Origin of the sequence: Streptomyces sp. NPDC052236 (assembly GCF_044548015.1) — a bacterium.
GTDB lineage: Bacteria > Actinomycetota > Actinomycetes > Streptomycetales > Streptomycetaceae > Streptomyces.
Genome location: NZ_JBIUBL010000027.1, coordinates 80,777 through 107,386, shown reverse-complemented (window position 1 = coordinate 107,386; position 26,610 = coordinate 80,777). Strand labels below are relative to the sequence as shown.

General features: G+C 67.7%; 20 protein-coding genes and 5 pseudogenes. 17 read left to right on the top strand and 8 right to left on the bottom strand.

From position 1 onward, the window contains the following. Positions 1-9: 9 nt before the first annotated feature. On the top strand, positions 10-801 hold the full coding sequence (locus ACIHCQ_RS34485) for an SDR family NAD(P)-dependent oxidoreductase (protein WP_399671561.1): 792 nt from the start codon (positions 10-12) through the stop codon (positions 799-801). Here ACIHCQ_RS34485 and ACIHCQ_RS34480 read toward each other — a convergent pair. Next, complete coding sequence (locus ACIHCQ_RS34480) at positions 798-2,177, bottom strand: hypothetical protein (RefSeq protein WP_399671558.1); 1,380 nt, start codon at positions 2,175-2,177, stop codon at positions 798-800. The genes ACIHCQ_RS34485 and ACIHCQ_RS34480 overlap by 4 nt on opposite strands. A 502-nt stretch (positions 2,178-2,679) precedes the next feature. Between ACIHCQ_RS34480 and ACIHCQ_RS34475 the strand changes: the two are divergent. Then, positions 2,680-2,853: pseudogene (locus ACIHCQ_RS34475) on the top strand (hypothetical protein); the annotation flags it as partial. Between the two features lie 131 nt (positions 2,854-2,984). On the opposite strand, the gene ACIHCQ_RS34470 reads toward ACIHCQ_RS34475, so the two are convergent. Next, a complete protein-coding gene (locus ACIHCQ_RS34470; RefSeq protein WP_399671555.1) occupies positions 2,985-3,779 on the bottom strand; it encodes a hypothetical protein in 795 nt (264 codons plus the stop codon). A gap of 6 nt (positions 3,780-3,785) precedes the next feature. Continuing rightward, on the bottom strand, positions 3,786-7,514 hold the full coding sequence (locus ACIHCQ_RS34465; protein ID WP_399671552.1) for an HPC2 multi-domain protein: 3,729 nt from the start codon (positions 7,512-7,514) through the stop codon (positions 3,786-3,788). A 186-nt stretch (positions 7,515-7,700) separates the two neighbouring features. On the opposite strand from ACIHCQ_RS34465, the gene ACIHCQ_RS34460 reads away from it, so the two are divergent. Then, positions 7,701-8,564, top strand: coding sequence for a hypothetical protein (locus ACIHCQ_RS34460; protein ID WP_399671549.1), 864 nt, complete (start codon positions 7,701-7,703; stop codon positions 8,562-8,564). 145 nt (positions 8,565-8,709) lie between these two features. Further along, positions 8,710-8,885, top strand: a pseudogene (locus tag ACIHCQ_RS34455) (nucleotidyltransferase family protein); the annotation flags it as partial. On the opposite strand, the pseudogene ACIHCQ_RS34450 reads toward ACIHCQ_RS34455, so the two are convergent. Further along, a pseudogene (locus ACIHCQ_RS34450) lies at positions 8,879-8,965 on the bottom strand (short-chain dehydrogenase); the annotation flags it as partial. The pseudogenes ACIHCQ_RS34455 and ACIHCQ_RS34450 overlap by 7 nt on opposite strands. A 107-nt stretch (positions 8,966-9,072) precedes the next feature. Here ACIHCQ_RS34450 and ACIHCQ_RS34445 point away from each other — a divergent pair. Then, entirely contained in the window at positions 9,073-9,912 is an 840-nt protein-coding gene (locus ACIHCQ_RS34445; protein WP_399671546.1) for an alpha/beta fold hydrolase, read from the top strand. 86 nt (positions 9,913-9,998) lie between these two features. Here ACIHCQ_RS34445 and ACIHCQ_RS34440 read toward each other — a convergent pair whose 3' ends face one another. The 3 genes and pseudogenes from ACIHCQ_RS34440 to ACIHCQ_RS34430 form a co-directional block, all read right to left on the bottom strand. Next, on the bottom strand, positions 9,999-10,337 hold the full coding sequence (locus tag ACIHCQ_RS34440; RefSeq protein ID WP_399671543.1) for a hypothetical protein: 339 nt from the start codon (positions 10,335-10,337) through the stop codon (positions 9,999-10,001). Between the two features lie 599 nt (positions 10,338-10,936). Then, entirely contained in the window at positions 10,937-11,896 is a 960-nt protein-coding gene (locus ACIHCQ_RS34435) for an alpha/beta hydrolase (RefSeq protein WP_399671540.1), read from the bottom strand. A gap of 19 nt (positions 11,897-11,915) precedes the next feature. Further along, positions 11,916-12,212: pseudogene (locus ACIHCQ_RS34430) on the bottom strand (sensor histidine kinase); the annotation flags it as partial. Between ACIHCQ_RS34430 and ACIHCQ_RS34425 the strand changes: the two are divergent. From ACIHCQ_RS34425 to ACIHCQ_RS34415, 3 genes and pseudogenes are all read left to right on the top strand, one after another. Continuing rightward, positions 12,205-12,798: pseudogene (locus tag ACIHCQ_RS34425) on the top strand (oxidoreductase); the annotation flags it as partial. The pseudogenes ACIHCQ_RS34430 and ACIHCQ_RS34425 sit on opposite strands and share 8 nt — an antisense overlap. A 10-nt stretch (positions 12,799-12,808) precedes the next feature. After that, positions 12,809-13,210, top strand: a complete 402-nt coding sequence (locus ACIHCQ_RS34420; RefSeq protein ID WP_399671537.1) for an FMN-binding protein — start codon at positions 12,809-12,811, stop codon at positions 13,208-13,210. Between the two features lie 4 nt (positions 13,211-13,214). Then, positions 13,215-13,943 carry an FAD:protein FMN transferase gene (locus ACIHCQ_RS34415; protein ID WP_399671534.1) on the top strand — a complete coding sequence of 243 codons (729 nt, stop codon included), beginning with the start codon at positions 13,215-13,217 and terminating at the stop codon, positions 13,941-13,943. A 9-nt stretch (positions 13,944-13,952) separates the two neighbouring features. Here the strand turns inward: ACIHCQ_RS34415 and ACIHCQ_RS34410 are convergent, their stop codons facing one another. Further along, positions 13,953-14,381 (bottom strand): ATP-binding protein, encoded by a 429-nt coding sequence (locus ACIHCQ_RS34410; RefSeq protein ID WP_399671531.1) that lies wholly within the window; start codon positions 14,379-14,381, stop codon positions 13,953-13,955. Between the two features lie 321 nt (positions 14,382-14,702). On the opposite strand from ACIHCQ_RS34410, the gene ACIHCQ_RS34405 reads away from it, so the two are divergent. The 9 genes from ACIHCQ_RS34405 (at position 14,703) to ACIHCQ_RS34365 (ending at position 26,597) form a co-directional block, all read left to right on the top strand. Then, complete coding sequence (locus tag ACIHCQ_RS34405) at positions 14,703-15,533, top strand: helix-turn-helix domain-containing protein (RefSeq protein ID WP_399671528.1); 831 nt, start codon at positions 14,703-14,705, stop codon at positions 15,531-15,533. Next, on the top strand, positions 15,530-15,721 hold the full coding sequence (locus tag ACIHCQ_RS34400) for a DUF397 domain-containing protein (protein ID WP_399671526.1): 192 nt from the start codon (positions 15,530-15,532) through the stop codon (positions 15,719-15,721). The genes ACIHCQ_RS34405 and ACIHCQ_RS34400 overlap by 4 nt, the downstream gene beginning before the upstream one ends. Before the next feature lie 181 nt (positions 15,722-15,902). Beyond that, positions 15,903-19,658 (top strand): HPC2 multi-domain protein, encoded by a 3,756-nt coding sequence (locus tag ACIHCQ_RS34395; RefSeq protein WP_399671523.1) that lies wholly within the window; start codon positions 15,903-15,905, stop codon positions 19,656-19,658. Between the two features lie 22 nt (positions 19,659-19,680). Continuing rightward, positions 19,681-20,094, top strand: a complete 414-nt coding sequence (locus ACIHCQ_RS34390) for a hypothetical protein (RefSeq protein WP_399671520.1) — start codon at positions 19,681-19,683, stop codon at positions 20,092-20,094. Positions 20,095-20,644: 550 nt separating this feature from the next. Next, positions 20,645-21,874 carry an MFS transporter gene (locus ACIHCQ_RS34385; RefSeq protein ID WP_399671517.1) on the top strand — a complete coding sequence of 410 codons (1,230 nt, stop codon included), beginning with the start codon at positions 20,645-20,647 and terminating at the stop codon, positions 21,872-21,874. Positions 21,875-21,939: 65 nt separating this feature from the next. Next, positions 21,940-23,751 (top strand): S9 family peptidase, encoded by a 1,812-nt coding sequence (locus ACIHCQ_RS34380; protein WP_399671637.1) that lies wholly within the window; start codon positions 21,940-21,942, stop codon positions 23,749-23,751. After that, positions 23,726-23,851 (top strand): hypothetical protein, encoded by a 126-nt coding sequence (locus ACIHCQ_RS34375; RefSeq protein ID WP_399671514.1) that lies wholly within the window; start codon positions 23,726-23,728, stop codon positions 23,849-23,851. The genes ACIHCQ_RS34380 and ACIHCQ_RS34375 overlap by 26 nt, the downstream gene beginning before the upstream one ends. A gap of 86 nt (positions 23,852-23,937) precedes the next feature. Then, positions 23,938-25,932, top strand: coding sequence for a RiPP maturation radical SAM C-methyltransferase (locus ACIHCQ_RS34370; protein ID WP_399671511.1), 1,995 nt, complete (start codon positions 23,938-23,940; stop codon positions 25,930-25,932). Beyond that, on the top strand, positions 25,932-26,597 hold the full coding sequence (locus ACIHCQ_RS34365) for a DUF5825 family protein (protein ID WP_399671508.1): 666 nt from the start codon (positions 25,932-25,934) through the stop codon (positions 26,595-26,597). The genes ACIHCQ_RS34370 and ACIHCQ_RS34365 overlap by 1 nt, the downstream gene beginning before the upstream one ends. Positions 26,598-26,610: the final 13 nt, after the last annotated feature.

The window sequence follows — 26,610 nt, the reverse complement described above, 5'->3', positions numbered from 1 at the left end:
TTTCGGTGCATGGACAGGACCATCGGTCACATACAAGAACGGGTGGTGGGTATGGCTCCCAGGCAGATCGTGGTGTCGGGCGGCGGTACGGGCATCGGGCTCGCCGTGGCCGAGTCGTTCGCCGCGGACGGCGACAAGGTCATCATTCTCGGCCGCCGCGAAGAGGTTCTGCGCGCGGCGGCCGAGAAGCTCAACGCCGCCCATGGGGAAGCCACGGTGACCTGGTGCGCGGCGGATCTGTCCGAGCCCGAACAGGTGCGCGGCGCGGCGCGGTTCATCACCGACCGCACCGACACCGTGGACGTACTGGTGACCAACGCGGGCGGCAATGTCGCGTCCTCGCACGACGGCTCACTCGAATCCATCGCCGACGGCTACCGCCGTAACTTCGCGGCGAACGTGCTGACTTCGGTCCTCCTGACGGAGGCGCTGCTCCCCCGGGTCCGCCGCCCGGGCGGCAGGATCATCCATCTGTCCTCGATCGCAGCGCTGCGTGGCCCCGGTTCCTACGGCGGGGCCAAGGCCGCGGTCAACACGTACACCTTCGAGCTGGCGCAGCGGCTCGGCGCGGAGGGGATCACGGTCAACGCCGTGGCGCCCGGGTTCGTCGCCGACACGGAGTTCTTCGGCGACCGCGCCACGGAGGAGTTCGTCGCCTCGCGGGTGAAGCAGAGCTTGACGGGCCAGGCGGGCCGCCCTGCGGAGATCGCGGCGATGGTCCGGTACGTCGCCTCGCCCGAGGCGACGTATCTCACGGCCCAAATCCTCCACATCAACGGCGGGGCGGCGCTGGGCCGCTAGGGCGCTCGGCGGGGGCTGGGTTTGCCCTCATCACGTACGAGTTGGCGTATGAGTTGCCGTACCTCTCTCACGTGTCGATGGCGTCGGTATGGGCTCAGCGATTGGTACAGAACTTGGAGAGCTTGCCTGGCCCGGCTGGAGTTGAGGTGGGCGTAGTGGTCGACGCACTCTCGGCAGTGACTGATGGCCGCGTCGACGGCTCCGGTGGCGAGCAGCACCTCGGCGAGTTTCGCATGGGTGATGGCGATGGCTCTGTGGTGTTCGGGCGTGCGGCTGTGCAGGCAGGACGTCAAAGCGTCGACGGCGCCGTGCTGGTCGCCGAGGATGAGCAGGGTTTCGGCACGATGGTGGTGCAGAGCGGATACCAGCTCGAGGGAAGCGGAGGAGGCCTCCGGGATGCTGTCCATGGCCTGTGCTGGTTCGGCGGCGGCGAGGTCCGCCATGGCCCGGCTTCGTTGATTGCCGCGGGCGAGGGCGACGGCCCGGGTGGCGTGCAGGAAGGCTCGCACGTGCGGAGGAGTGTCGGGGCCGGAGGCATCCAGGGCAGCCTGAGCCCATTGCGTCGCGTGCGCCACATGGTCGAGTTGGTGTGCCAGCGAACTCAAGGCCCCAAGAGTGACCGCCCAGGTGGTCCGGTCGTGGGCCTGTCGGGCGAGGTCCAGCGCAACGCGGTGGTACTGGTAGGCCAGGTTGGGCAGGTGCGCGTCGACCGTCATGCGCCCCAGTCGGTGGGCCAGGTGGGCGACCGCTCCGAGTCCGGCTCCTTCGATGGTGTCCGGGGAGGTGCGTACGGTCCCCTGCAGCAAAGGACCGACCTCGTCGGTGATGTAGTGCACCAGGCAGGTTCTCGCATGTCCTCCGCCGTATCTCTCGGTCAGGTCGGCGAAGACCTCGGCCATGGCGGCCACACGCCGGGCCGTCGCGCCGGGCAAGCCGGCTCCTGGCCGTGGCGGCTCGGTGTCGTCCCACACCACTGCCTGCGGTGTCATGGTGATGAACACCGTCCGGTTGATCACCGCGCGGCGGGCCGGTTCGGTGTCGGCCTGGCACAGGGCGAGCAGCCGCTGCACCGGGTCGGAGACGGCCGGCGGGACACGGTGCAGGGGGTCGGCGCGGTGATTCCGGACCAGGCCGGTTTCCGCGGCGGTGACGGTGCGTCCGATTCGGATGCTGAGTGCCTGGGCCACAAGATCGGGTACGGGACGGCGAGGACGTGAACCGTCCAGCCAGTGGGCCACGGCGGTGCGGTCGTAGCGCAGTCGCAGGCCGTTCTTGGAACCCAGGGCGTTGACCGCTCGCGCCAGTTCGCCGGCGCTCCAGTCGGCTTCTGTGAGGAGCGCGGCTAGTTGGTCATTGGGGAGTCGTCTGGCCGCCATGGCGGTGTGCCATCCCATGTGATCGCGTGGCGTGCTCGTGCTCGTGCTGTGGTGAGAGACATACCCGCCAGTTGCTCAGCAGTGAGGAGGCGCCGCCTGATCCGGCCACGTGCCGGTGCGCGGTCGGCATGACGTCGTACCAGTACAGGCGCGCGGGGGGTGAGTGACACGAGGGCCTTGACTGGCGGCATACGGGCCGAGTGGCGATCCGCGACGCGCCGGTGCAGCTCGCGATGGTTCCGACCGCCATTTGGCTGGGGACTCGAAGGCTTTCGGCCGCCCTGGGCGCCGCCAGGGAGAACGTCCGGAAATGACACACGGATGGGCGCCGTGCCACGTAGCGACCTGGGGTCGGCCACCCCAGGTGGAGCTCTGCCAGACCGCGCTGGGCGAGAATCAGGACTACGGGTGGAGACGAGGCCAATTGACTCTCACAGACCGTTGTCAAGGACTGACCGAGGAGAACGATGTACGAGGCCTACTACGAGAGCGTGTCCCCCCGGCCGCGGACCACCTGACGGATCTGGTGCCCGGCGACACGGTGTGGGTGAACCTGGACCACGGCCAGCAGGGAATCGGCTCGCAGTCGTGCGGTCCGGGTGTGCTGCCTCAGCACCAACTCCACGCCGGGCCGACGGAGTTCTCATTCACCTTCGCTCCCTTGGAAGGTGCGTGACCGGCACGGTCATCACGCCACAGGCGGCCGGGCGGCTCTTCAGCCGCCCGGCCGCGGTCGCTTCGTGCGTGGGTTTCGCACCCCGCTCACCCCGCTCACCCCGCTCACCCCGCGTACCCCGCTCACCCCGCTCACCCCGCACCGTGCCCGGCGAACTCCGCCACGTGCGTGACCACGCCGTTCGCGATGACCGTAATCGTCCGTCGGCCGGGCAGATCCACGTACGGGCAGCCGTCCGGCCCTTCCCGCAGCGTCGCCGACTCGTCGCCCGGCGCGATCCACAACAGCGCGCCCGAGCGCAGCCAGTCGGTCAGTTCGAAGTCGTACTGCGAGACCCGGGGGACATCCCAGTCCCAGCCGTTCTCGGCTCCGTCCTCATAGACCGGATAGGTGTTGCTGCCCCAGAGATTGACCAGCTCGACGTTCTCGGGCGGCGGCCCGAAGTAGCTGATCGCCCAGCCGGTGTGCCTGCCGACCGGTACCTCGCCGAGCACCGCCCGGACGCCGGGGCTGTTGAGGATCCGTGGCACCACGAACGGCACCTCGGGGCCGGGAACGACGGCGAACGGCGGGTGCTCCACCGGATCCGACAGCCGCATCGCGCCCGTCATGGCGAGCCAGGTGGGCGGGAGCACATCCGGCGGACGGCGGGCGGGGTTCAGGTACTCCCAGAACCATGAGTCCAGGCCGACGGTGTCGATCGGCCAGCGCACCGGCACACCGCTGTGCGGACACCGGGCGACGGTGATCTCGGGCTGCGAATCCTCGTACCACCGGGAGATCTCGGCGATCCGGGCCCGGAGCCGAAGCGCTTCATCCATCCGGCCGGCCCGGTAACTTTCGCGTGCTTGCTCCCGCAGCCGGTTGCCTTCGGCCATCAGCCGGGCTCTCTCGGTGGTGTAGTCGTCGGTGCGGTCGTTGGACATGCGGCGTCAGCCGGCCTCTCCTGCCGGTGGATTCCACGGTTTCGGGTCAATCTTCAGCTCCGTCTCAGCGTAGACGAACCGCATGGGCTGGCCGGGCGCGAACCGGACCAGACCCTCCGAACCACCGCGCTTGTGCTGAGCCACCAGCTTGTCGCGCATCTCCCGCTCCTTGGGATTCTTTGGATTCCAACGCACGACTGCCCCGTGCATCACGCCGAACTCTCCTTCCTTCATGTCTTTGAGGATCTGATTGAATGCGCGCTGCGACAATTCGGAGCCGTCCTGGTCGCGGATGTCGTACAGATCGTGATCGCCGGCGATTGGTTTGAGCGGCCCGCCGGCCGTGTCATATCCGTGAACAATGTAATTGATCACCACAAAGCGGCCGGGACCCTCCGGCTTCTTGCTGAGCCTGCGCATCTTTGCTCCGTAATCTTCCCGCTCTTTGGCCCGGAATTCGCGCCGATCGAGAGCCGCAGCCTGGTTCTTCTTGTTCAGACCACGCAGCCTGGGCGCCGGCGGCGGGTCAACGAAGAAGCCGACCAGACCCTTCTTCTCCGGCGGCACGCCAAGCCAGACATCAGCGCGGTTGACGGTCTTGGCCTTGATGTTCACCGGCTTGTACAGGGCACCGCGTTCGAGGTGCCGAACCGAGTCCGGGTTGGTCGGCCGGACCTCGATAATCACTTTGCGATGGTCGGCAAAGTGCTGGAACACCTCCTGGTTCTTCAGCAGAATGCCGTAGTCCGCTCTGGCCCTCTTCGCGGTGAGCTGAGTGTTTTCTTCCGGGCTCTTCTTCGTGGGGTTGACGGACGCCACAAAGTGGACGACGCGGGTGATGCCTTGGACGCGGTCGACGACGACGGTCAGACCCGTCAGGCGGTGGCGGCGGCGGATTCCCGGCAGCCGGGTCTCGATCTCCTCGACGGGCAGGCCGGTCTTGACGAGGGCGTGGGTGTCGCGCAGGGCGGCGCTCAGGATGCGGTCGAAGTCCTGCTCCTGGCGGCGGTCCTTGCGTGGCTCGCGTTTTGTCGGCGGCCGGGGCTGTCGTGGTTTTTTGGGTTTGCGGGTGGTCTGGCGGCGCTTGGGTTTGGGGGTTGCCCCGGTCTTCGGCTTCTTCTTCGGCTTGGGCTTGGGCTTGGGCTTGATTTTGGCCCAGAGTTTTTTGACGAGGCCGACGATTTTGTCGATGACCCAGTCGATGGCGCGGTTGACGGGTTTGGTGAGGGCCTGGACGATTTGTTTGACTTTGGCGGCGATGCCGCCGATGCCCAGGAGGGCGGCGAGGAAGCCCAGCAGTACGGGGATGGAGCGGGCGAGGGCGCGTTCGATGAGGGCGGGTGCGCCGCCGCTGCCGCCTCGGGCGATGGCGATAATCGCGTCGAGGACGGCGTTGACGAATTCGAAGATCTGGCGGGCCTGGGTCACGATGAACGTGACGATGTCGATGATCAGCTTGACCGCGCGGACGAACGCGGAGGCAGGGTTGAGCAGCGAGAGGACCCACATGATCCCGGCTTGGATGATGGTGGGGGTCACATAGGCGATGACCTTGTCGATCAGTTCCCTGCGCAGATCGCCGACGCGGGTCTTGAGGTCCTCCCACATACCGGCGACGCCCTGTTTGCGGACCTGGGCGACCAGCGGCACCGCCGTCTCGGCCGCCGCCACCGCCTGTGCCGGTACTTTGCGGGTGAGGCGGGTGCGGATGTTGTTCCAGGTCACGCCGAGCAGGGAGGCGAGCATGGACACGATGCCCTGGGTGTCGAATTTCGCGGGGAGTTGCAGTCCTGCCTCGGTGGTGCGGCCCAGGAGCCAGGACATGATGCCCTGTTGCAGGTGCCGGCCGATGTTGCGCAGGAACTGCCGCAGACCCGCCCCCACGGCCGTGACGAGGTTGCGGAGGAACCCGATCGGATCCTTCAGGATCAGGAGTACTGCCTGCCCGGCTTTGGCCAGCACGGCAAGCAGGAGGCGTTTGAGTTCGAGGATGGTGTTGATGACGGCCTTGACCGCGTCGACGGCCTTGGCCACCAGGCCCTTGTTCTTCTCCTTCTCCGCGGCGATTTCGTCGTCGACGGATTTGAGGGCGTCGGTGTATTTGGTGGCCAGCGTGTCGACCAGAGCGGTGCCCTTGTCATCGACGGACTGGGTGAGTTCATCGAACTTGTCACTGAACTCGGCCGCTGCCTCGCGGCCGATGGTGCGCAGTTCGGCGGGGAGTTTGTCAACGGCGGTGTGGAGTTCGGTGCGGCCCTGGGCGATACGGCGCTTGGCCCGGTTGAGTTCGGTGCCGATGGTGGTGGCGACGTCGGAGATGACCTGCCGCATCCGGCGGATGTAGTTGTCGCGGGCCTGGGTGAAGATGGTGTCGGCCTCGGCGGGCAGCCCGGCGAACAAGTCCTTCGCCCACCGCAACTTGCCGACCGCACCGGAGTAGCGGCGGTCTTTGTATTCCTCCATTTTGCGCTGGTGCTCGGCGGTGAACGCGTCCCGCGCCAGTTTCTCGCCCCGGGTGAACTGATCCTCGACCAGCTTGTCCAGCCCGTCCAGGATGGCCTCGACATCCTGTTTCATGGTGTCGAAGACGCCCTGCAGGAGTGTGGTGACCTGCGCCCGTTTCTCCTCATCGCGGCTCTTGGCGCCGGTTTTGCCCGCGCCGACCTGCTGCCCGGTCCGCACCCGCTGAGCGCCCATCGCACCCATCGCGGCCGTACCCAGCCGCTTGGCCTGGGCGGTGGCGGTACGCAGCTCGGTCGTCTCGTGTTTACGCATCTGGCCGGGTGCGGTGGCGGAGTGGCGTTCAGCGGTCTTCTTCTCGCCCAGTGCTGTGGTGAAAGCCGGTTCGTTGGACTTCTTCAACTGTGGTTCGGTGACCTGCGCGTCCGACATCTGGCGCTCGACCTGGGCAGGTCCTGCGGACAGGTCGGTGGCCGCAGGCGGCAGCCTGTCGGGCACCGCGCCGGCCGGATCCGGGGCCCCAGGCGTGCCTGGTGGCCGGTCGCCGGTGAGCGGTACGACTTTCTTGGGCACCGCAGCTGATGTGTCCGGAGGCGCGGCGGTGGTGGTGGCGATCTGTTCGGCCGAGTCAGCTTTGCCCTGGCCGACCTGCCCTTGCACTTCTGCCTGGACTTCTTCGGCTTTGCCGGAGTCGGCGAACTTGTCCGCCTCATCAAGGTTCTTCGGGGCCTTGTCGGCGATCGCTTTCTCGACCGCCTTGATGAACGCGTCCTTGTCGAACTCCTTGGGTTTGGCCTCGTTCATCTTCTCCGCGTTGGCGGTCTTGCCCTGAGCCTCTTCATCGTCCTTGGGCGGCAGGGCCGCGTCCTGCGCCGCGACCGCTTCCGTCCGCGGTGGGGGATGCGAGGTCGCCAGCGTCCGTTTCTTGCGCCCCACGTCCTTCTTCAACGCAGTGAACTTCGGATCCGCGTTCGGCCCTGGCCGGGCCTTGACGTCCTGCTTCTCACCGGAAGCCGGTGCCGCTGGGCCGGCTTCCGTCCTGTCCGCTTTCGCGGCTGCCGCCGCTACGGCACTATTGCCGACCATGTCCTGCGCCCCGGGCGGCACCGGCCTCCGTCCGCCCGCCAGCACGGCCCCCACCACCGCGTTCGACGCCAGCACCTGAGGACGTACGGGACTGGGAGCCTCCGGCCGCTCCTTCACCGGCGCGACGACCGGCGCGACGGCCGGCGTCGACACCGCCGGCCGCAACGCGAAGGCCTTCGGCGCTGGCATCGAACGCCACCCCCTCCACGGCACATCGGCGGCGACAGGAACACACCGTGCCTGCACGGGCGTGGCCAGAACGTCACCCCGGTATTCCCCCAAGCGTCTCCATGCACAACAGCCTCTGCAAAGAGCAGTCGGCGTGTTCAGCTGGTCGCAGGGCGGTTCCGGAATCGGCGCGAGAGGGAACGTGTGATGGACCACGCACAGTCGAAGGGCTCAGGGGGCAGGACCCGGTTCGACGACACCTACAACCAGCCGGACCCGCGGGCGTACTTCCATGCACTGGGGCCCTGGGAATACCAGACCCCTCACCATGCTCAGGGCATCTTCCGGCGCATGCTCACAGCCTGCGAGCCCACACACCGCGCCGCAGATCCGGCCACGGTGCTGGACATCTGCTGCTCGTACGGCATCAACGCCGCCCTCCTCAACCATGAACTCACCTGGAACGACCTGTATGCCCACTACACCTCGCCGCAGGCCACCGCGCTGACCACCGCCGAGCTGATCGAATGGGACCGGGCCTATTACGCAGCCCATCGGCGCCCCGATCCGGCCCGCGTCATCGGACTCGACGTCGCGCCCCACGCCGTCTCCTACGCACACGCCGTCGGCCTGCTGGACGAGGCATTCGCCGAGAACCTGGAGGCCGCGCCTGCCACCCCAGCCCTGCTCCGCGCCGCACGCCCAACCCGCCTGATCACCATCACCGGCGGAGCCAGCTTCCTGTCCCCCCGCACCTTCCAGCCGCTCCTGAACTGCGCCCACGGCCCGGTGTGGGTCGCCGCGTTCGTGCTGCGCACCGGCTCCTACCGCCCCATTGCCGAATGCCTGGAGTCGTACGGCCTGAGCACCGAGAAAGCCGCCGACACCTTCCCGCAACGCCGTTTCACCAGCGAGCAGGAGCAGCAGTACGCCGTCGACGCGGTGACCTCGGCGGGCGAGGACCCGCTCGGCAAGGAGACCCAGGGCTACTTCCACACCACGCTGTACCTGTCACGTCCCGCAACAGACGCGGCAAAGGTTCCGCTGGCCGCTCTGGTGCAGTCTCCCTGACAGGCTTCCGTCGATCGTCAAGATCATGTGTGTTTCCCGGGCCGGGCAGGTCGACGGTGAACAGTGCAGGTCGCATGTCAGCAGTACTTTCGGTTGGCGAGGCGGGTCCGGTCCGACCCGGGGCGAGCTGTGGTAGGCAGGGCGGATGATCAGCCGACTCCCCCTCGACCAGCAACTCGCCTCTCTGCGCGCGGTGCTGTCCCGTAACGACGTTGGGATCTGCCCGGGTGGTATGTGACGGCAGGATGTCTGTTTCAGACCGTGTGGAACGTGGTCACGGGCAGGCCGCCGACCAGCAGCGACAGCCGTTCGCACGACATCGCCGACAGGACGTTGAGGATCGCTCCGCCGCCGTTGGCGGCCAGGACGGGCGCGAAGGCCCGGACCACGCTCAGCGTTCCGACACACCAACCGCTCCCTGACCGCACCCAGTGGTGGCCTGGTATCGGCGTCGGACAGTCGGTTATTCGGTTGCTCCGGTTCGAGCCGCGCTGAAAATATCGCGGCCATGCCTATCTTCTCCGCGCACGATGGAACAGACCTCGCTTACCACGTGTTCGGGGACGGTGCACCGCTGATCTGCCTGCCGGGCGGCCCCCTGCAGGATTCCGTCTACCTCGGGGAACTGGGCGGCCTGTCAGCCCATCGGCAGCTGATTCTGCTGGACCTTCGGGGCACCGGCCGGTCCGCCACCCCACAAGACGCGGCTTCCTACCGCTGCGACCGGCTCGTCGACGATGTAGAGGCTCTGCGTGAGCACCTCGGCCTCGGCAGGATGGACCTGCTGGGGCACTCCGCCGGCACGAACATTGCGGTGCAGTACGTGGCCCAACGCCCGGAGCGTGTCGACAAGCTGGTGCTGATCACGCCGAGCCCCAGTGCCGTCGCCATCGAGACGACCGGCGAGACCCGGCGGGAGACCGCGCGACTACGCAAGGACGAACCGTGGTTCGCAGACGCCTTCGCAGCCCTGGAAGCCATCACGTCCGGCCAGGCCACGGACGACAGCTGGCAGGCCATCGCGCCGTTCTTCTACGGCCGTTGGGACGCTGCCGCGCAGGCCCACAAGGCTGCCGAGGGCCGACAGCAGAACCAGGAAGCCGCAGCAGTCTTCGGTGCCGAGGGCGCCTTCGACCCGGACGCCACTCGCGCCGCGCTGGGCGGCTTCACAGCACCCGCCCTGCTGGTCGCGGGCGAGGTGGACCTGAATTCGTGCGCCCCTGTGGTCGCTGAGTACGCGGAGTTGTTTCCGAACGCCACGCTCGTCGTTCAGCCGGGCGCGGGCCACTTTCCGTGGCTCGATGACGCGGACCAGTTCGTTGGGACTGTTGCGGAGTTCCTGGGCTGAAGGCGGCTTCGAAGCTAGCTGGCTGCTGACTACAGGCAACAGTGCGCCGTGTGCGTCAACACGATCGGCACGGCTACCCCCTGTCGTCAGAGCACGGACAGAGGCCGGTCCGGAGCCAGGTGGTTGGCGATCGACACCAAGACGTTGGTGCTGGCATTCGGGGTGGTGCTGCCGGGCCCCTGGGTCGCCACCGTAGCGATCGCGATCTTCTTGGACGGCAGATAGGCGACGGTCCCCTCATAGCCGGCGAATGACGGATTCTGCAGGATCCAGGTGTTCTGCACGGCCAGTCCCAAGGCGAAGGAAGTATTCGGCGAGATTCTGGAGACGGGTGCAATCTGCACTTTGTGTGACTCCGGTGTCAGCAACTTCCCCTCGCCGATTGCCGCGAAGGACTTCGCCATGTCCTGCAGCGATGCCGTCATCACCGCTCCCGGCGCCAGTGTCCACGAAGGATCCCAGTACGTGGAATCCTCGAATACGCCACCGGCGCGGGAGCGCTGCAAGCGCTGCGGCTCGTCGGACCTACCGAGAACGGCGTAGCCCGCTATTCCTGGCAGGCCATCCCCAAGGCCATCGGCTACTACGCCGGAGCCGGACGGCAGCCGATGAGCCACCTGTACCTGCCCTACAACGGCTGGACCCCGCTGATCACCGGCGTCCAGAGCGGCTAGATCGTCACCATCCAGGTGGAGATCGCCGGACAGTACCGCTTCAGCTGCTGGGTCCACGGACGCTGGAGTGTCCCCTTGTTCGGACCCCTCAACGACCTGGCCTGCGCCGATACCGGTCAGATGGCCGGGGTGGGAAGGGTGTGCTACACGCGCGCCGGGGGCACGCTCATGCGCTACGACCTGTTGAACGTCGCGGCCCCGATCGCCATCGCGCGGGACGCCGAGAAGTTCGTCGTCTACCGGACCCAGACCGATCAGGGCCCGGATGTGGGATGCGTGTACCTGCACGAGTCCGGGGACCTCGTAACCTGGAACCCGGTCACCGGCAAGCCTGATCGCCGAGAGTGGCGTCAGTGTTTGGCCGGCGGGGCGGGGTTTGGCTCCGCGGCCCGCTTCACATGGCGCGCGATGAGGGCATAGACCTGCCGGGCCTTCTCGGCGTCCTTGCCGTCGTACCCGTGGTCGGCTTGGGGTACGTCGTAGTGCTCGACCAGCGCGCCGGCCTGGCGCAGGCGCTCGGCGTAGCGCGTTCCTTCCGCCTTGAGGAGGTCGAACTCCGCCGTGATGACCAGAGCCGGGGCGATTCCCTTGAGATCCGCGACGTCCGCCGGGTTACCGGGCGAGACCAGGCGGTCGGCACGCTCCCGCGGGTCCGGCACGTATGCGCTGTCGAAGACCTCTGCCATCCATGGGCGCAGCATCGGCTTGGGGATGGCGGCGCGTTTGTCCTTGGCGTTTGTCGCGAGGTCGAGCGGGGGGTAGTGCAGGACCTGGAGGCCGATCAGCGGTCCGCCCTGCTCCAGGGACTGGCGCGCCACGGCTGCGGCGAGACCGCCTCCGGCGCTCTGACCGCCCACGGAAAGCCGACTGCCGTCCCAGCCGTGCTCGGCGCCGTGCGAGGCGATCCACCGGACGACCTCGAAGGCCTGGTGGGGTGGGGCGGGGAACCGGTGTTGCGGGGCGAGGGCATAGTCGACGTTGATCACGGCCACGCCCGCCTCCGCGGCGAGATACCGGCAGATCGGGTCGTCCATCTCCGTCAGTGGCATGACGTAGCCGCCGCCGTGGAAGTCGACGTGGACCGGCGGAGGTTGGCCCCCGGTATCGGCGGCGGGCATATGGACCACGACCCTGGCCGGGGCGACCGAGGTCGGTACCGTCAGCTCGCGCGCGTTCCGCGGAAACTCCGGAAAGCGGTCGAGCGAAGAAGCCTTGCTGCCACGTCCAGTGCCTCGTTGGGCCGCCAGGACAGCACGTTGCATCGTCTTGGCGACGAGGGAAGCCACCGCCGGCCGGGCCAGAATGGACACGCGGCTCCGTTCTAAATCATCAGGTTTCCTGTTGATCGATGCGGGCGACGTTAGCACGGAGCAGCTCCAAGGGAACCCCCTCCCGGTCCGTCCGGGCTCCCCGGCTCAGCGGGATGCTGATGGTGAAGGTTGTCGAGCCGGGCCGACTGGTCAGCTCGATCGTGCCGTCGTGGGCCGCCACCAGTGACTGCACCACCGCCAGACCCAGGCCGCTGCCGCCGCGGTCGCGACTGCGGGCCTTGTCGACCCGGTAGAAACGGTCGAAGATCCGGCCCTGGTCGGCGGCCGGAATACCGGGACCGGAGTCGATGGACCGGCTGCCCGCGCGGGCCGGCCAGTTCTTTCTGTGGCGGTTCTTGACCCGGGACCGCTGGTGGCAGGCCAACCCGTTCTCGCTGTCGGCCGCGCCGGACGGCCGTACGCTCCGGCTCACCGTGAAGACGGCGGGCGACGGCACCGCGGCCCTGCGGCACCTGAAGGTGGGCACGCGGGTCTTCGCCGAGGGGCCCTACGGCGCCTTCACCACCCTGCACCGCACCCGCCCCGAGGCTGTGCTCATCGCCGGCGGCGTCGGCATCACCCCGATCCGGGCCCTGCTGGAGGAAGTGCACGGGCACGTGGTGCTCATCTACCGGGTGGCCTCGGAGCGGGACGCGGTCCTCTACGAGGAGCTGCAGGAACTCGCCTACGCCAAGCATGCGGAGCTGCACCTGGTGACGGGACCGGCCACCCCCGACAAGCTGGCGCCGCTCGAACTCACGCGACTGGTGCCGGACATCGCCGACCGGGACGTGTTCGTGTGCGGACCGCCCGGCATGACGAATGCGGTACTCGGCAGCCTGCGCGAGCTGAGGGTGCCAAAGCCGCAGATCCACTTCGAACGCTTCAGCCTGGCGGGATGAGAGAGACACGATGAAACGAGTACTGCCTGTTCTGGTCCTGACCGTCGCGGGACTGATCCCGGTGTGGCGCTACGCACCGTCGCACGACACGACGTCCACCACGGAGGTTGCCGCACCCGCCTCGACGCCTTCCTCGTCCTCGTCGGGTGCCTCGACCCAGGTCGTCGCGGGTTCGACGGTCGACACCGAGAAGGGCGCCGTGCAGGCCGAGGTGACCTTCGAGGACGCCAAGATCAGCTCCGTACGCATGCTCAAGCAGCCGAACCACCCGCAAACCACAGCCGCCGTGCCGACACTGATCGAGGAGACGCTCACGGCACAGAGCGCCGACATCGACGCGGTGTCCGGCGCCACCATCACCAGCGAGGGATACGTCGAGTCCCTCCAGGCCGCCATCGACGCGAAGGGCTAGTGAGGTGCGGCGCGTCGAGCACATCATGGGCTTCCCTGTCTCGGTCCTGATAGACGACGGGGACATCGCCGCGGACGCCGCGGCGGACCGTGTCTTCGCGTGGCTGCGCGAGGTGGACGAGCGATTCAGCCCCTTCCGCTCCGACAGCGAGGTGTCTCGGCTGGACCGGGCCGAACTCGAACCCCACGAGCTCAGCCCGGACCTGGTCGAGGTTCTCGACCTGTGCGAGCACTACCGGCTCGCGAGCCGTGGTGCCTTCCAGGCGCGGCTGCCGGGCCGCGGCCTCGATCCGTGCGCGGTGGTCAAGGGATGGTCGGTGCAGCGGGCGGCGGAGCGGCTGACGGCGGAGGGGACGGCGAAGTTCTGCCTCAACGCCGGTGGTGACGTGGCGACGGGCGGCGGGCCGTGGCGCGTTGGCGTGCGCCACCCTGAGCAGGCCGACCAGCTGTGTGTGGTGCTGGACGTCTCCGACAGCGCGGTGGCGACATCGGCGCGGTACGAGCGGGGTGACCACATCGTCGACGGGCGCACCGGCCGTCCGGCGAGCGGGCTGCTGAGTGTGACCGTGGTGGCACCGACGCTGACCGAGGCGGACGCGACGGCGACGGCGGCGTTCGCGATGGGCGCGGAGGGTGTCGAGTGGGCCGCCGCGCGGGAGGGTTGCGAGGTGTTCGCGGTGGACTCCGCGCGCCGCGCCTTCCGTACGCCGGGGCTCCCTGTCGTACGGCAGTAGACGACGTTCTTACTCCGGCTTCCGTGGTCTGCGAGGCGGTACCGTCAACTCGGCCCAGACGGTCTTGCCCACGGCAAGGGTGTCCACAGCCCAACGCGCCGCCAGCGCCTCCACGATGAGCAGCCCACGCCCGAACTGATCACCGGATGTGGCCGCCCTGGGCTCGGGAACGCGCTCGCCCTTCGGGTCGGTCACCGCCACGCGGAACACGGCCTCGGTAAGGAACGTCTCGACCCGGAAGAGCCGTTCGCGGAGGCATCCGTGCAAGAGCGCGTTGGTGCACAGCTCGCTCGTCAGCAGGGCCGCGTCACCGGCGAGTTCAGGATGCCCCCAGTCGGTGACGAGTTGGACGACACGCCTGCGGGCCAGGGGGATGTTCTGCAGGTATGGGGTGTAGCTGACTACGTCGTACTTGGCGTCGCTGTCGTGTTCGGACATGGACACGCACCTCCTCGTGCGGGTCGGTTTCCCGCACGGGCGAGGCGTCAATGGCGGTGGCATGCCGCGCCCGACCGGGGCAGGACGAGGCAGCGCACTTCCACCAACAGGTGCCACGGTGCGAGCGGTTCGCTACCGAACGTAAGCAGTTGCCCACTCCGAGAGCAAGTCGTCTGAGGAATATGTTCCCCAATAGTGTGACGTGGCCTCTGATAAGGGCGGAATCCTGCAACACTGTTCGTCGGTCAGCAGGAGGTGGTTATGCGGACGTCAGGAGCGCACGAGGGAGGCAACCGAGCTTCCACGGTGCTTGGTCGCAGGTTGGGCGGCGAACTGCAGCGTTTGCGCGTCGCGGCCGGTAAGACGCAGCAACAGGCTGCGGAGACGCTGAGCGCGACGGCGACGAAGGTCGTCAAGATGGAGCGTGGCTGGGTTCCCATGCGGGATCCGGACATCAAGGCTCTGTGTCAGTTCTATGGAGTGGACGATGCCAATGTCGTCGGTCAGATGCTGGACCTGGCGAAGGCGGACCGGGAACGGCGCAAGGTGAAGGGCTGGTGGAACGAGACCCAGATGCCTGCCACGCAGGTCGAATACATCGCCGTGGAGGACGCGGCGCTCAAGGTCAGGCAGTGGCAACTGGCGATCATCCCGGGCCTGTTCCAGACGCCCGAATATACGCGCGCCATGGCGGTGGCTGACATCTCCTGGGACAACATCGACCGGATCGAGGACATCGTCGCGGGACGAGCACAGCGGCAGGCGCGGCTGCATGAAGACGAACCCCTGCGGATTCACGCCGTAATCTGGGAAGCTGCACTTCGGCAAATGATGGGCGGCCCGGGTGTGATGGGCCGACAACTCGCTCATCTGTGTCATCTGGCGGAACTGCCCAATGTTCAGATCCAGGTGCTGCCTTTCAGGGCGGGAGGTCACCCGTGCATCTGTGGGTCCTTCAACATCCTCTCGTTCGGGGACGACGGGGCGGTGGATGTCGTGCACATGGACGTCCTTCGGTCCACGATCTGGATCGAGAACGCAACGGAAAGCGCCGTGTACGCGACACTCTTCGACCAACTGGCCAGGACCAGCCTGTCGCCCTACGACTCAGCGGAGTTCATCGACAGCGTCCGGAAGGAAATGAGCGAATGACAGCGTTCCGATTCAGCAAGTCGAGCTACAGCGCCACGGCTGGCGAGTGCGTCGAGGTGGCCCTCAATGTCCCCGGCACCGTCGCCGTCCGCGACTCCAAGGAGCCTGCGAGTCCCGTCCTCCGTGTTGTGCCAGAGAGTTGGGTGCGCTTCCTCGCGCTTGCCGGACGTATGTCGACGCGAGCGTGACGCCGACGTGACGCTGGGATCGCGGAGCTCTGACGCGGCGGATGGCATCGTGTTTCAGTCCCGATGGTAGGTGCGTCACCTGCCGGGAGCGCGTCATGCCCCGCCTGACGATCAGAGGACGCGACGGATGCCTCCGCCAGCGAAAGCCCCCAGGCCACTGTCATCCGCCTCGGCTCTGGCGATGGCGCTACCGGCGACGGACACGCGGCGGCTGGACGAGGCCAACACCTGGCGTGGCAGCGAGCGAACCTCACGTCCGGGTACGGCCGGCGCGGGCGTGACGCTGCCCCTGGTGGGAAACGCCGCGACAACGGCGACATTGAACAGCCTGCCGCCGGGTGTGCCGGGGTTACCTGGGCAGGGGTTCTTGGCCGGGCAGGGGACGGTAGGCAACGCGGCGGTCGCGAGTGGTGCCGTCGCCGCACCTCGGGGGCCGGTGGCGCCTGGCGCGAAAAAACCCACAGCGGCGGTGCCTCGGCCTGGTGCGGTCAAGGCAAAGGCGCCGACCGCACCGGCCCCCGAGAAGCAGGGCCGGGCGGACCAACCTGCCGAGCAGCAGCCCGAGAAGACCAAGGGCAAGGGCAAGGGCAAGGCGGATGCGGCTGCTACGCGCCGGTCGCCCGGGGCTGATCCGAAGTTTCAGGCGTTGAAGAAGGATGTGGCCACCAAGAAGCGGGTGGTGGGCACAACTCATCCGCCCGCCCGGACCGAGGCGGTGGCGGCGCAGGCGGCGGCAGTCCCGCCCGCCGATGACCAGGAGGCGCGGGGCAAGGCGGCGCATGCCGAGGACATGGATGCCGCTCAGCCCAAGGAGTTCAACAAAGAGGCCTTCGTCGCGGCGGTGGAGAAGGCGATCGCCGACCGTGCGCCCAAGAACCTTGACGAGGCCGACAAGTTCGGTGACTCGGGCAAGGCGGAGGAGGTCAAGCAGGAGGTCCAGGGCAAGGTCGGCGAAGGCAAACAAACCTCGGCGCAGGAAATCGCCGACACCACCGCACAACCGCCACAGCCCGCGCCCGACGCCAAGCCCGTGGTGGCGATGGAGCCCGACCGGCCACCGGGCAAACCCGCCGGGCCCAACGCGAACCAGGCGGTGCCCGACACACTGCCCACCTCGGCCACCGACATGTCCGCCGGACCCGAGCAGGTCGACCGGCAAATGGCCGACGCGAAGGTCACCGAACCACAGTTGGCCCGCTCCAATGAGCCGACATTCAAGGCCGCACTCGCCGACAAGAAGACGATGGACGAGCACTCGGCGACAGCCCCCGCCAAGCTGCGCGGCGCCGAGGCTCAGGAAATCAAGTCGGTCAAGAACAACGCGGCCGCACTCGGGCCACCCGCAATGACGTCCATGGCCGGTACGCGGATCGCGGCCGGGCAGCAGGTCGCGGCGGGCAAATCCAGGGCCAAGGGCAGCGACGAGGAGAAGCGGACCACCGTCACCGCGCTGCTGCAGAAGGTCTTCGACAAGACCAAAACCGACGTCGAAAAGATCCTGTCCGACCTGGACACGACGGTCGACTCCGACTTCACCCGGGAAGAGAAGCTGGCCCGCGAGAAGTTCACCCGCGAGCACACCCAGGGGATGGAGGACTACAAGGACCGGCGCTACTCCGGGGTTTTGGGGAAGGGCCGCTGGGTCAAGGACCTGTTCGCCGACCTGCCCGAGGAAGCCAACCGCATCTACGAGCGGGCCAAGGCCAACTACCTCACCGCGATGCGGCAGGTGATCACCGGCATCGCCGGCACCGTGGAACGTGAACTGCGCCGGGCCAAGGACCGTATCGCCGAGGGTCGGAAGGAGCTCAAGGCGGCAGTGGACAAGCTGCCCAAAGACCTCCAGGCCATCGGCCGGCAGGCCGCCGGAGAGTTCGCCGACAAGTTCGACGAGCTGCGCGACACCGTCAACGACAAGGGCACCGAACTCGTCGACACCCTCGCCACGAAGTACACCGAAGCGGTCCAGGAAGTCGACAAGGAAATCGCCGCGGAGAAGGAGAAGAACAAGGGGCTGGTGTCCAAGGCCAAGGATGCGGTCGCCGGCGCGATCAAGGCCATCATGGAGCTCAAAGAACTGCTGATGGGCGTGTTGAGCAAGGCAGTTCAGGCGATCGGGATGATCCTCACCGACCCGATCGGGTTCCTCGGCAAGCTCGTCACCGCCGTGGGCGGCGGACTGGAACTGTTCAAGAAGAACATCGACAAACACATGCAGCAGGGCGCGCTCACCTGGCTGCTGGGCACCGGCTCCTCCGCAGGCGTGCAGATCCCGGCCAAGTTCGACGTCCGCGGGATCCTGCTCATGATCGCCTCCCTGCTCGGGATCAGCTGGGCAAACATCCGCTCCCGCATCGCGCGCAAGGTGCCCGACAAGGCCGTGACCGCCGCCGAGACCTCCGTGCCGCTGGTCTCCGCGGTCAAACGCCAGGGCGTCGCCGGCGCCTGGGACGACCTCAAGACCCGGGTCGGCGACCTGAAAAAGGACCTTGTCGACCGGCTGATCAAATACCTGACGCCCACCATCGTCATCGCGGGCATCACCTGGATCCTCTCCCTCCTCAACCCAGCATCGGCCTTCATCCGCGCCTGCAAAATGATCATCGACATCGTCCGGTTCATCGTCACCCAGGCACGCCAGATCATCGACTTCGTCAACGCCGTCCTCGACGCGGTCATCGCCATCGCCCGCGGCGGCGCCAGCGGCGTCCCCGCCATGGTCGAACAAGCCCTCGCCCGCGCCATCCCCGTACTCATCGGCGCCCTCGCAGCCATCCTCGGCATCGGCGGCATCGCCGGCAAAGTCCGCCAGATCTTCCAGCAACTCGCCCGACCCGTAAACCGCGCCATCGACTGGGTCATCGACAAAATCACCGGCCTCATCAAAAAACTCTGGGCCAAAATCAAACCCAAACCCAAGAAGAAGCGCGAGAAGAAGTCCAAGCCGAAGACCGGCGCAACGACCCGCAGGCCCAAACGTCGCCAGCCCCCACACACACGCAAACCCAGGAAACCCGGGAAGCCCAGGGGAGCCGACGGCCCGGGGAACAACAAGTCAGGAAAGCGTCAGGACACTGCGGGTCAGCGGGTCAAGCGGCCCACGGTTCACGTCCCGTTCCAGATGGCCGGCGAATCTCACACTCTGACATTCAAGCCGAGCGGCACTGATCTCGCCATCACCATGGCTTCGCAGGAACTCCCCCTGACGAAGAAGTTCCAACAGGCCCACACCAGCATCGACAATTTCAAGCACTACATGAGCTCGATCGAGGATCCCACGGTCAAGGAACTGTACGAGATGGAACTGCTGCCCAAAATAATCCAGTTCCAGGCTCCCGCAGTCTCGCGCTTCAAAAAGATCTACGAGGATACTTTCCCCAAGGAGGCGCACGGCGTACCTCTGGGGAAAGCCGGGGAGAAGAGAGCGGCGGATCGCGTACGGCCGCTCATCACTCAGGCGGAGCAACTACTGGACGACATCAAGAAGTGGGCGGCCACCACGGGCATTCAGGACCTCAGCGCGGAGGAGTTCGACAAAGCCGTCCGAACCAAGGGTGGCGAGATCTGGCTGGCTGTCCATGCAGAACGGAAGGCCAAGGTGGAAGAGGTCATATCGACATTCGACTACAAGGGTGAGCCCATACAGTACCGGGGCAGCCTAAAATCTCGCTGGAAGGGACCGCACAAGGGTAAGGTCAGGTTCGACCCGCAGGACTTCGATGTAGACATGTATGTGATACACACTGAGGATTTCGAAAGGATCGAAAGGTCAAACCCGACCAGGGTGCAGGCCGGCAAGGTATTTCCGTCCGTACGCGACACCCCAGAGTTGGTGATCCTTACGCGGAACATCAAGCAAGCGCTAATAAAAGCACTGCCCGGCGTTGCCCGCGTCGGAGATTCAGATGTGGTACTGCGCAAGGTTCCACCGCAGTGACGACAAGACGAGGAAGCCACACGTGCCCGCGCTCACAGTTCTTCATTTCAGCGTCCGAAGCGAGGCGGACTCTTCACTCGAGAGCCTTGGGGGAAAGGTCTCCCAGGCCATCGGTTCCGAGCTCCGCGAGGGAGATTACCATAAAATACCGGCATTTAAGGGCAGCCTTCTGGGAATGAATGTCGGACTGTATAAATGGGGCAAGGCAGGTGAAGGAGTAGTCTTCCGATTTGAGGGGGAGGTAGAAGATCCCATTTTCCTGGAGTCACCTCAGGGCGACCTCAATGAAATAACTTCTCTGGACATAAGCCAACCGATGGCTGATCTTTTGACGACTCTCACCGGCTTCTCCTGGAGAGTGCCGAACTCCGCCGACATCCAATTCGACAGGCTCTACGGCCAGGAAGTCGAGAAGCGGTTCTCCGAGGATCTGTGACCCGTCGGAGCCGACGGCGACACACTGAACCACTTGGTCCGACGCGGCCTGCGCGAGATCCAGTACCGCAGCGACCTCACCGACGGCTGCGTCGACTGTCTGGTGTCGACTGTCTGGTGCTGGGTGGCGGGCCTGCGGGCCTATGCGGCTCGCGCGCATCCGCGCTCGATGGCACATTTCCGGCCAATGGTCGCTCCATTTCCCGTTCGCTTTCGTGACCGGGCACGGTCGGTCCAGCGATTGTTTTCCGCCAACAGTGGTCCGGGCAAACGGTTTCTATGTCCGGACTCGGTAGGGATTATGGGCGTCACGCGGAATGATCACAGTGCAATTTGGCTATTCCCGAGCAACCTTCCATCGGGCGCTCCATGCATCGAATCCAGCCGCGCGAGGACACCTCTTGTGGCTCGTGTCGAGGCGTGGCTAGGATCCCGCTCGTCTCGATTCCTACACACTTTCCGCACGGTTTGACCAACCGGTGAGGTGACTGGGCGTGGAACGGCCTGCGTTATCCGAAAGACCGGCCCGGCCGCTGCCGTCGGCCAGGGACATGCGGCTCTTCTGGTGGGCGAGTGCTGCCGACGCGGTCGGAAGTCAGGCGTCGGGGGTTGTTCTGCCGCTGCTGCTCCTGGGGCTCGGTTACTCGCCGGCGATGGTGGGGCTGATCGCGGGTGTGTCCACCGTGGCGGGACTCGTGTTGGGTCCCCTTGCCGCGGTTCCGGCCGATCGTGGGGCGCGTAAGCAGGTGATGTTCTGGTCCGCGGTGGTGTCGGCGCTGGCCATGGTGTCCGTGGCGGTGTCCGTGGTCGGCGGGCGTCCGTCGGTTCTGTTTCTTCTCGGAGCGGTGCTGGTCGAGAGGTTCGCCACGACCTGTTACGAGGCTGCCGCGGCGGGGACGGTCGTGCTCATCTGCCCGCCCGGGGAGGAGTCCCGGGCCGTGGCGCGGCTGGGGGCGGCCGACCAGGGGGCGTTGGTGCTCGGGCCGGCGCTGGGCGGAGTGCTCTACCAGCTGGGCCGCGCCCTGCCGTTCCTCGCCGACGCCGTCTCGTATGCCGTCGCCGCGGTATGCGTACGGGCGATGCGGTCCGACCTGAAGGCCCCGGAGGAGCCGGGGCGGTCCGAGGAGCCGGAGGGGGCCGAGGTGCCGCGCGACCGGGTCTCGCTCGTCGGCGAGTTGGTTGCGGGCCTTGCGCTCGTACGGGCCTCGTCCTTTCTGCGGCTGGTCCTGGTGTGGACCACCACCGTCAACGGCGTTGTGGTCGCCCTGTATTACGGGGCCGTCTTCACTCTGCAGAAGTACGGAGACGGGGGCGCGCGAATGGGCCTGGTGCTGGCGATCTCCGGCGCCGCCGGGCTCGTCGGGTCGCTGGCCGCGCCCCGGGTCGCCGCGCGCGTCGGGCCGCCCAGGCTGCTCATCGCGGTGTCCTGGGCGCTCGTCCCGCTCGCGGCCGGGCTGGCTGCGGCCTCGGGAGCGCTGGCGTACGGCGTGCTGTTCGGGACGCTCTGCCTGCTCATGCCGCTTGCGGTGGTGGTGCTCCAGGCCCGGGCCATCCAGATGACCGCGCCCGGGCTGCAGGCCCGCACCGGGGCGGTCCTGGCGACCGCCGCCGGTGGAGCCGCCGCGCTGGCGCCGGTGCTGGCCGGGGTGTTCGCGGCCCGCTCCGGTACCGCCGCACCCGCCCTGGGGTGCGCCGTACTGCTGGCTGCGCTCGCCCTCCACACCACCTGGCGGAGCGCCCGGGGCACCGTCTTCGCGGATGTCGCGGAGGAAGCCCTGTGACCGCCTCGCGATTCCAGGTCTATCGGGCCGCCCTACCGGAGGTGTGCGCCACCGATCCCGACCGGATGGTGTTCACCGCCGACTCGGGCGGCCGCTGCGAGGTGTTCACCTGGGACGCCGCCACCGGCCGGGCCCGCCAGGTCACCGACCGCCCCGGCGGCACCCTGCACGGCGCGATCGACCCGGACGCCCGGGTGTGGTGGTTCGACGAGGACGAACACGGTGCGGGCCGCTGGTGGTTCCAGCCCTTCGGTGGCGGTCACGACCGTCCCGGACTCATCGGTGTGCCGACGGCCGGCCCGCGCGGCCTGGCCGTGAGCGACACGGGGGCGGTCGCCATGGGCCTCGGGGACGACCGCACGACCACCGTTCACTTCGGACCGCGCGGCGGCCCGGCCCGCGAGGTGACCCGCGTCGACGGGCACGTCACCCTGTCCGGCATCACCCCCGCCGGGCACCTTCTGGCGATCAGCGGCGCGGCGGGTTCCGCGCGCGCCGTGACCGTACTGGCGGCGGACGGCACCGTACGCGCGGTGCTGCCCGGCGACGGGACGCACGGCAGGCTCTGGTCGCTGGGCTTCGCGCCCACCGGGGACCGCGACGAACTGCTGCTCGTCCGGGAGGAAGAGGACCGTTATCTGCCGGCGAGCTGGCGGCCCGAGACCGGTGTCGTCACCCACGACTGGTGCGCTTTCGACACGGAGATCACCGCCCGCTGGCACCCCGACGGACAGAGCGTCCTGATCCGCCAGGACCGGCACGGCCGCTCCACGCTGCATCGCGCCCGGCTCGCCGACCGTACGCTCACCCGGGTGCCGACCCGGCCCGGCAGCCTGCTGGACGCCGCTCCCCGGGCCGGCGAAGACATCCACTACCTCTGGACCGACACCGCCCACGCACCCCTCATGTACTCCACCGGGGGGATCCCCCTGCCACCGCTCGGTACCGTCTCCGGACATGTCCCCGGAGAGCACCGGGACATATGGACGCCCGGCCCCGAAGGGCCGGTCCATACCCTGCTGAGCCTGCCCGAAGGGCGTACGGGACCGGTGCCCGCGGTGTTCCTGGTGCATGGCGGGCCCGCCGACCACGACCGCGACGCCTATGACGGAGTGGTGCACTCCCTGGTGGCCTCCGGGTTCGCCGTCGCTCGCGTCAACTACCGCGGCTCCACCAGTTACGGACCGCGCTGGCGGCGGGCGTTCGGCGCGGGCGTCGGGCTCGCCCAGGTCCAGGACCTGGCAGCGGTCCGCGCGGACCTGGTGGGCCGTGGGCTGATCCGCGCCGACGAGGTCGGGCTGTGGGGCACCTCCTGGGGCGGCTATCTCGTACTCCTCGCTCTCGGCACCCGTCCCGGCCTGTGGCAGGCGGGCGTCGCCGTGAAGCCCGTCGCCGACTGCGCGGCCGCGTACCGGACCTCCACGCCCGCCCTGCGCAGCCTGGACGAGCGGCTGTTCGGCGGCACACCGGACGAGGTGCCCGAGCGGTACGCGCGCAGCTCCCCGATCCGTTACGCCGCCGCCGTCCGGGCGCCCCTCCTTGTCGTCGCCGCCACCCATGACGTCAAGTGCCCTCCGGGGCAGGTCCGTGGCTATCTCGACGCTCTGCGCGAGGCAGGCGTACGGCACGAGTCGATGTGGCTGGAGACGGGCCACGACGGTTACGAGGGCGGTGACCACGTCAACGTACTGCGCCGCGCCGTGGTCTTTCTCGACCGCGAGCTGCGCGGTACCGCCGCCACCACCCCCCAGACGTCCCGCTCCGCCCGGAGAGGGAGTCCCGGCCAGGTCCGCAAGGCACCACCGGCCGGGACAAGCAACGCCGAACGCACCATGGAAAGGAGAACCAGTCATGCAGAAGGACATCATCCAGAATGACCCGCTCGCGGGTGACGAGGAGAGCCGCAAGCCGAAGATCGGCATCACCGTCACCATTCCGTTCCGCAACGCCGAGGACACGGGCGCGGAAGAGGAGTGAGCCAGCCGGCCGGCCCGGCGAAGTGCCGCCGGGCCGGCCGGCCCGCCCGCGACGACGGCCGATCCCCCATCCTCCGAGGAGTCGACATGCGTGTACTGCTGGTCAATATGCCCTGGTCCCCGATCGACCTTCCCTCGCTGGCGCTCGGGATCATCAAACGCAGCGTCGACGCACGCGTCCCGGGCGCCAGTGCCGAGGTTCTGCACGCCAACCTCGAATTCACAGACTGGATCACCGAACGGACCGAATTCACCGCTGACGACTACGAGTACTACGCGCTCTCCTCCTATTTCATGGGATGCGGCGACTGGGTATTCTCCTCCGCGCTCTACGACGATCCGATGTGGCGCGACGATGAGTTCCTGAAGGTGATGACCGGGAAACTGAAGAAGTCCCGGATGCAGATGACCCGGGACCTGCACCGGGTGGTACCGGAGTTCGTGGAAATGATCGCCGAGCGGATCGTCGCGTCCGCACCCGATGTGGTCGGCTTCACCTCCACCTTCCAGCAGAACACCGCTGCCCTGGCCGCCGCCCGCCAGGTGAAGCGACTCGCCCCGCACATCGTGACCGTCATGGGCGGCGCCAACTGCGATGCCGAGCAGGGTGCCGCCGTCCACCGCAACTTCCCGTTCGTCGACTACGTGATACGGGGCGAGGGCGAGGCCGCCTTCCCCCAGCTGCTGACCGCGCTCGGCGACGGCTCGGACGTCACGGCGGTGTCCGGGCTGTGCCATCGCGCCGCCGACGGTTCGAGCACCGTCAACCCGATGGCCACCAGTCCACTGCCGCCTGCCACCATCCTGCCGCCCGACTACAGCGGCTACTTCGAACGTCTCGCCGCGTCCATCGCGCGCAACTGGGTCGAACCGAAGCTGGTCGTGGAGGGCGCCCGGGGCTGCTGGTGGGGAGAGAAACACCACTGCACCTTCTGCGGGCTCAACGGTTCCTTCATGCAGTACCGCTCCAAGAGCCCCGACGCCTTCTACGAAGAGATCATGGATCTCGCCCGCCGCCACCGGGTCCTCGACATGTATCTCGTGGACAACATCCTCGACATGGGCTACCTCACCACCGTGCTGCCCCGCATCATCGACAGCGGATACGACCTGCGGTTGCATATCGAGATCAAGGCCAATATGCGCCGCTCCCAGCTCCGTACGCTCTCCGACGCCGGAATGATCTACGTCCAGCCGGGCATCGAAAGCCTCAACAACCGGGTCCTCGACCTGATGGACAAGGGCGTCAGCGGCTGCCAGAACGTCCGCATGCTCCGCGACGGGGCGGAGACCGGCCTGTCCGTGGCCTGGAACTATCTGCACGGTTTCCCGGGCGAAACCGCCGAGGACTACGAGCCGGTGATCGAGCAACTGCCCGCCCTGGAGCACCTCGACCCGCCCGTGGACCTCTCCGCCCGAATCGCCATCGAACGCTTCAGCCCCTACTTCAATCGCCCCGAACTCGGCTTCTCCGGACTGCGGCCCGAAGAGCACTACCGATTCACCTACGACCTGCCGGAGAGTGAGCTGTACGACCTCGCGTACGTCTTCGAAGCCCCCGCCCGGGGTATCGGGGAGCCGACGGTCACCGCCCTCAACGACGGGCTCCGCGCATGGAAGAAGCACCACGCCGACGCCCGGCTCACCCAGGCCGACCTCGGTGACCGGATCGTCCTGGTCAGCAGGCGCACGGCCTTCACCTGGCGGACGCTGGAACTGACCGATCCGTTCGAACTCGCCGTCTTCCGGCTCCTCGACCAGCCGCACGCCGTCCCCGCCCTCACCCGCAAGGCCGCCGAGAAGGTCCCCGGCGCCGCCCGTGACGAGGACGGAGTCCAGCAGCTGCTGGACTCCTGGCGCGGCCTCGGTCTGGTCTTCACCGACTGCGGGCAGTACGTCCACCTCGCGCCGCCTGCCGTGAACGAGGACCTGATGCGCCTCGACTTCATGCGCCACACCTATGCGGAGCCCGACGAAGCCGCTCCGCAGGAGAGCGCCGCACAGCCCACCGCCACACAACCGACCGCCGCACAGCCGGCCGTCGCCGCCACCGCCGAGACCCTGACCGCGGGAGCACGCTGATGAACATCACCGCCACCGCGCCGCCCGCCGTCCGTGCCTGGCGCGACTACGACCCCGACGTCTGCACCCTGCCCGGCATGTACCTGGGCGAGCTCGCCCAGGCCGGCCCCATCGAGGAGGAGACCGATCGGCTGTGGAAGCTCGGCGCGCGCCGTGTCCACCTGCCCGGCACCATCGATCTCACCGACACAGCAGACCCCGGCACCGCCGCCCGGACTGTGCGCTCCCTCAGCCTTGTCCGCGACCTGACGGCCCGTGCCGTACTCGTCGAGTGGAACCTGCGGCTGGACACGGCCGCCGGGGACGCCTGGCAGCTGCTCAACCATCTCCAGCCACCGCAGCGGATCGACGGGCCGGCCGATGGGTCCGACGCGCTCCGGGCCTGGCGGCGCGGGCATTACCTCTGCAAGTGTCTGTGGCGCAAGGGACCCGGCTTCGTGCAGATACGCGACCGCCGCTGGGGCGAACTGCGCCGCTTCACCGCTGACGAGCCCGAGTACGAGGAGGTCATCGAGCGCCTGGCGTACGGTGCTCCGGCGGAGTCCGTCCCGGCGGAGGTCCTCGCCGACTTCCGGGGCGAGCAACTCGTCCTCGACGTCGGCGAGCTCGCCTGGTGGCTGCCGTACCGTGTCAGCCGCTGGCTCCAGGAATCCATGGTGATCTGAGACGACGACACGT

Coding starts and splice junctions, on each gene's coding strand:
- ACIHCQ_RS34485 (WP_399671561.1), top strand. CDS start 10: ATGGACAGGACCATCGGTCACATACAAGAACGGGTGGTGGGTATGGCT.
- ACIHCQ_RS34480 (WP_399671558.1), bottom strand. CDS start 2,177: ATGGCGGCCAGACGACTCCCCAATGACCAACTAGCCGCGCTCCTCACA.
- ACIHCQ_RS34470 (WP_399671555.1), bottom strand. CDS start 3,779: ATGTCCAACGACCGCACCGACGACTACACCACCGAGAGAGCCCGGCTG.
- ACIHCQ_RS34465 (WP_399671552.1), bottom strand. CDS start 7,514: ATGCCAGCGCCGAAGGCCTTCGCGTTGCGGCCGGCGGTGTCGACGCCG.
- ACIHCQ_RS34460 (WP_399671549.1), top strand. CDS start 7,701: ATGGACCACGCACAGTCGAAGGGCTCAGGGGGCAGGACCCGGTTCGAC.
- ACIHCQ_RS34445 (WP_399671546.1), top strand. CDS start 9,073: ATGCCTATCTTCTCCGCGCACGATGGAACAGACCTCGCTTACCACGTG.
- ACIHCQ_RS34440 (WP_399671543.1), bottom strand. CDS start 10,337: ATGACGGCATCGCTGCAGGACATGGCGAAGTCCTTCGCGGCAATCGGC.
- ACIHCQ_RS34420 (WP_399671537.1), top strand. CDS start 12,809: ATGAAACGAGTACTGCCTGTTCTGGTCCTGACCGTCGCGGGACTGATC.
- ACIHCQ_RS34410 (WP_399671531.1), bottom strand. CDS start 14,381: ATGTCCGAACACGACAGCGACGCCAAGTACGACGTAGTCAGCTACACC.
- ACIHCQ_RS34400 (WP_399671526.1), top strand. CDS start 15,530: ATGACAGCGTTCCGATTCAGCAAGTCGAGCTACAGCGCCACGGCTGGC.
- ACIHCQ_RS34395 (WP_399671523.1), top strand. CDS start 15,903: ATGGCGCTACCGGCGACGGACACGCGGCGGCTGGACGAGGCCAACACC.
- ACIHCQ_RS34385 (WP_399671517.1), top strand. CDS start 20,645: ATGCGGCTCTTCTGGTGGGCGAGTGCTGCCGACGCGGTCGGAAGTCAG.
- ACIHCQ_RS34380 (WP_399671637.1), top strand. CDS start 21,940: ATGGTGTTCACCGCCGACTCGGGCGGCCGCTGCGAGGTGTTCACCTGG.
- ACIHCQ_RS34375 (WP_399671514.1), top strand. CDS start 23,726: ATGCAGAAGGACATCATCCAGAATGACCCGCTCGCGGGTGACGAGGAG.
- ACIHCQ_RS34370 (WP_399671511.1), top strand. CDS start 23,938: ATGCGTGTACTGCTGGTCAATATGCCCTGGTCCCCGATCGACCTTCCC.
- ACIHCQ_RS34365 (WP_399671508.1), top strand. CDS start 25,932: ATGAACATCACCGCCACCGCGCCGCCCGCCGTCCGTGCCTGGCGCGAC.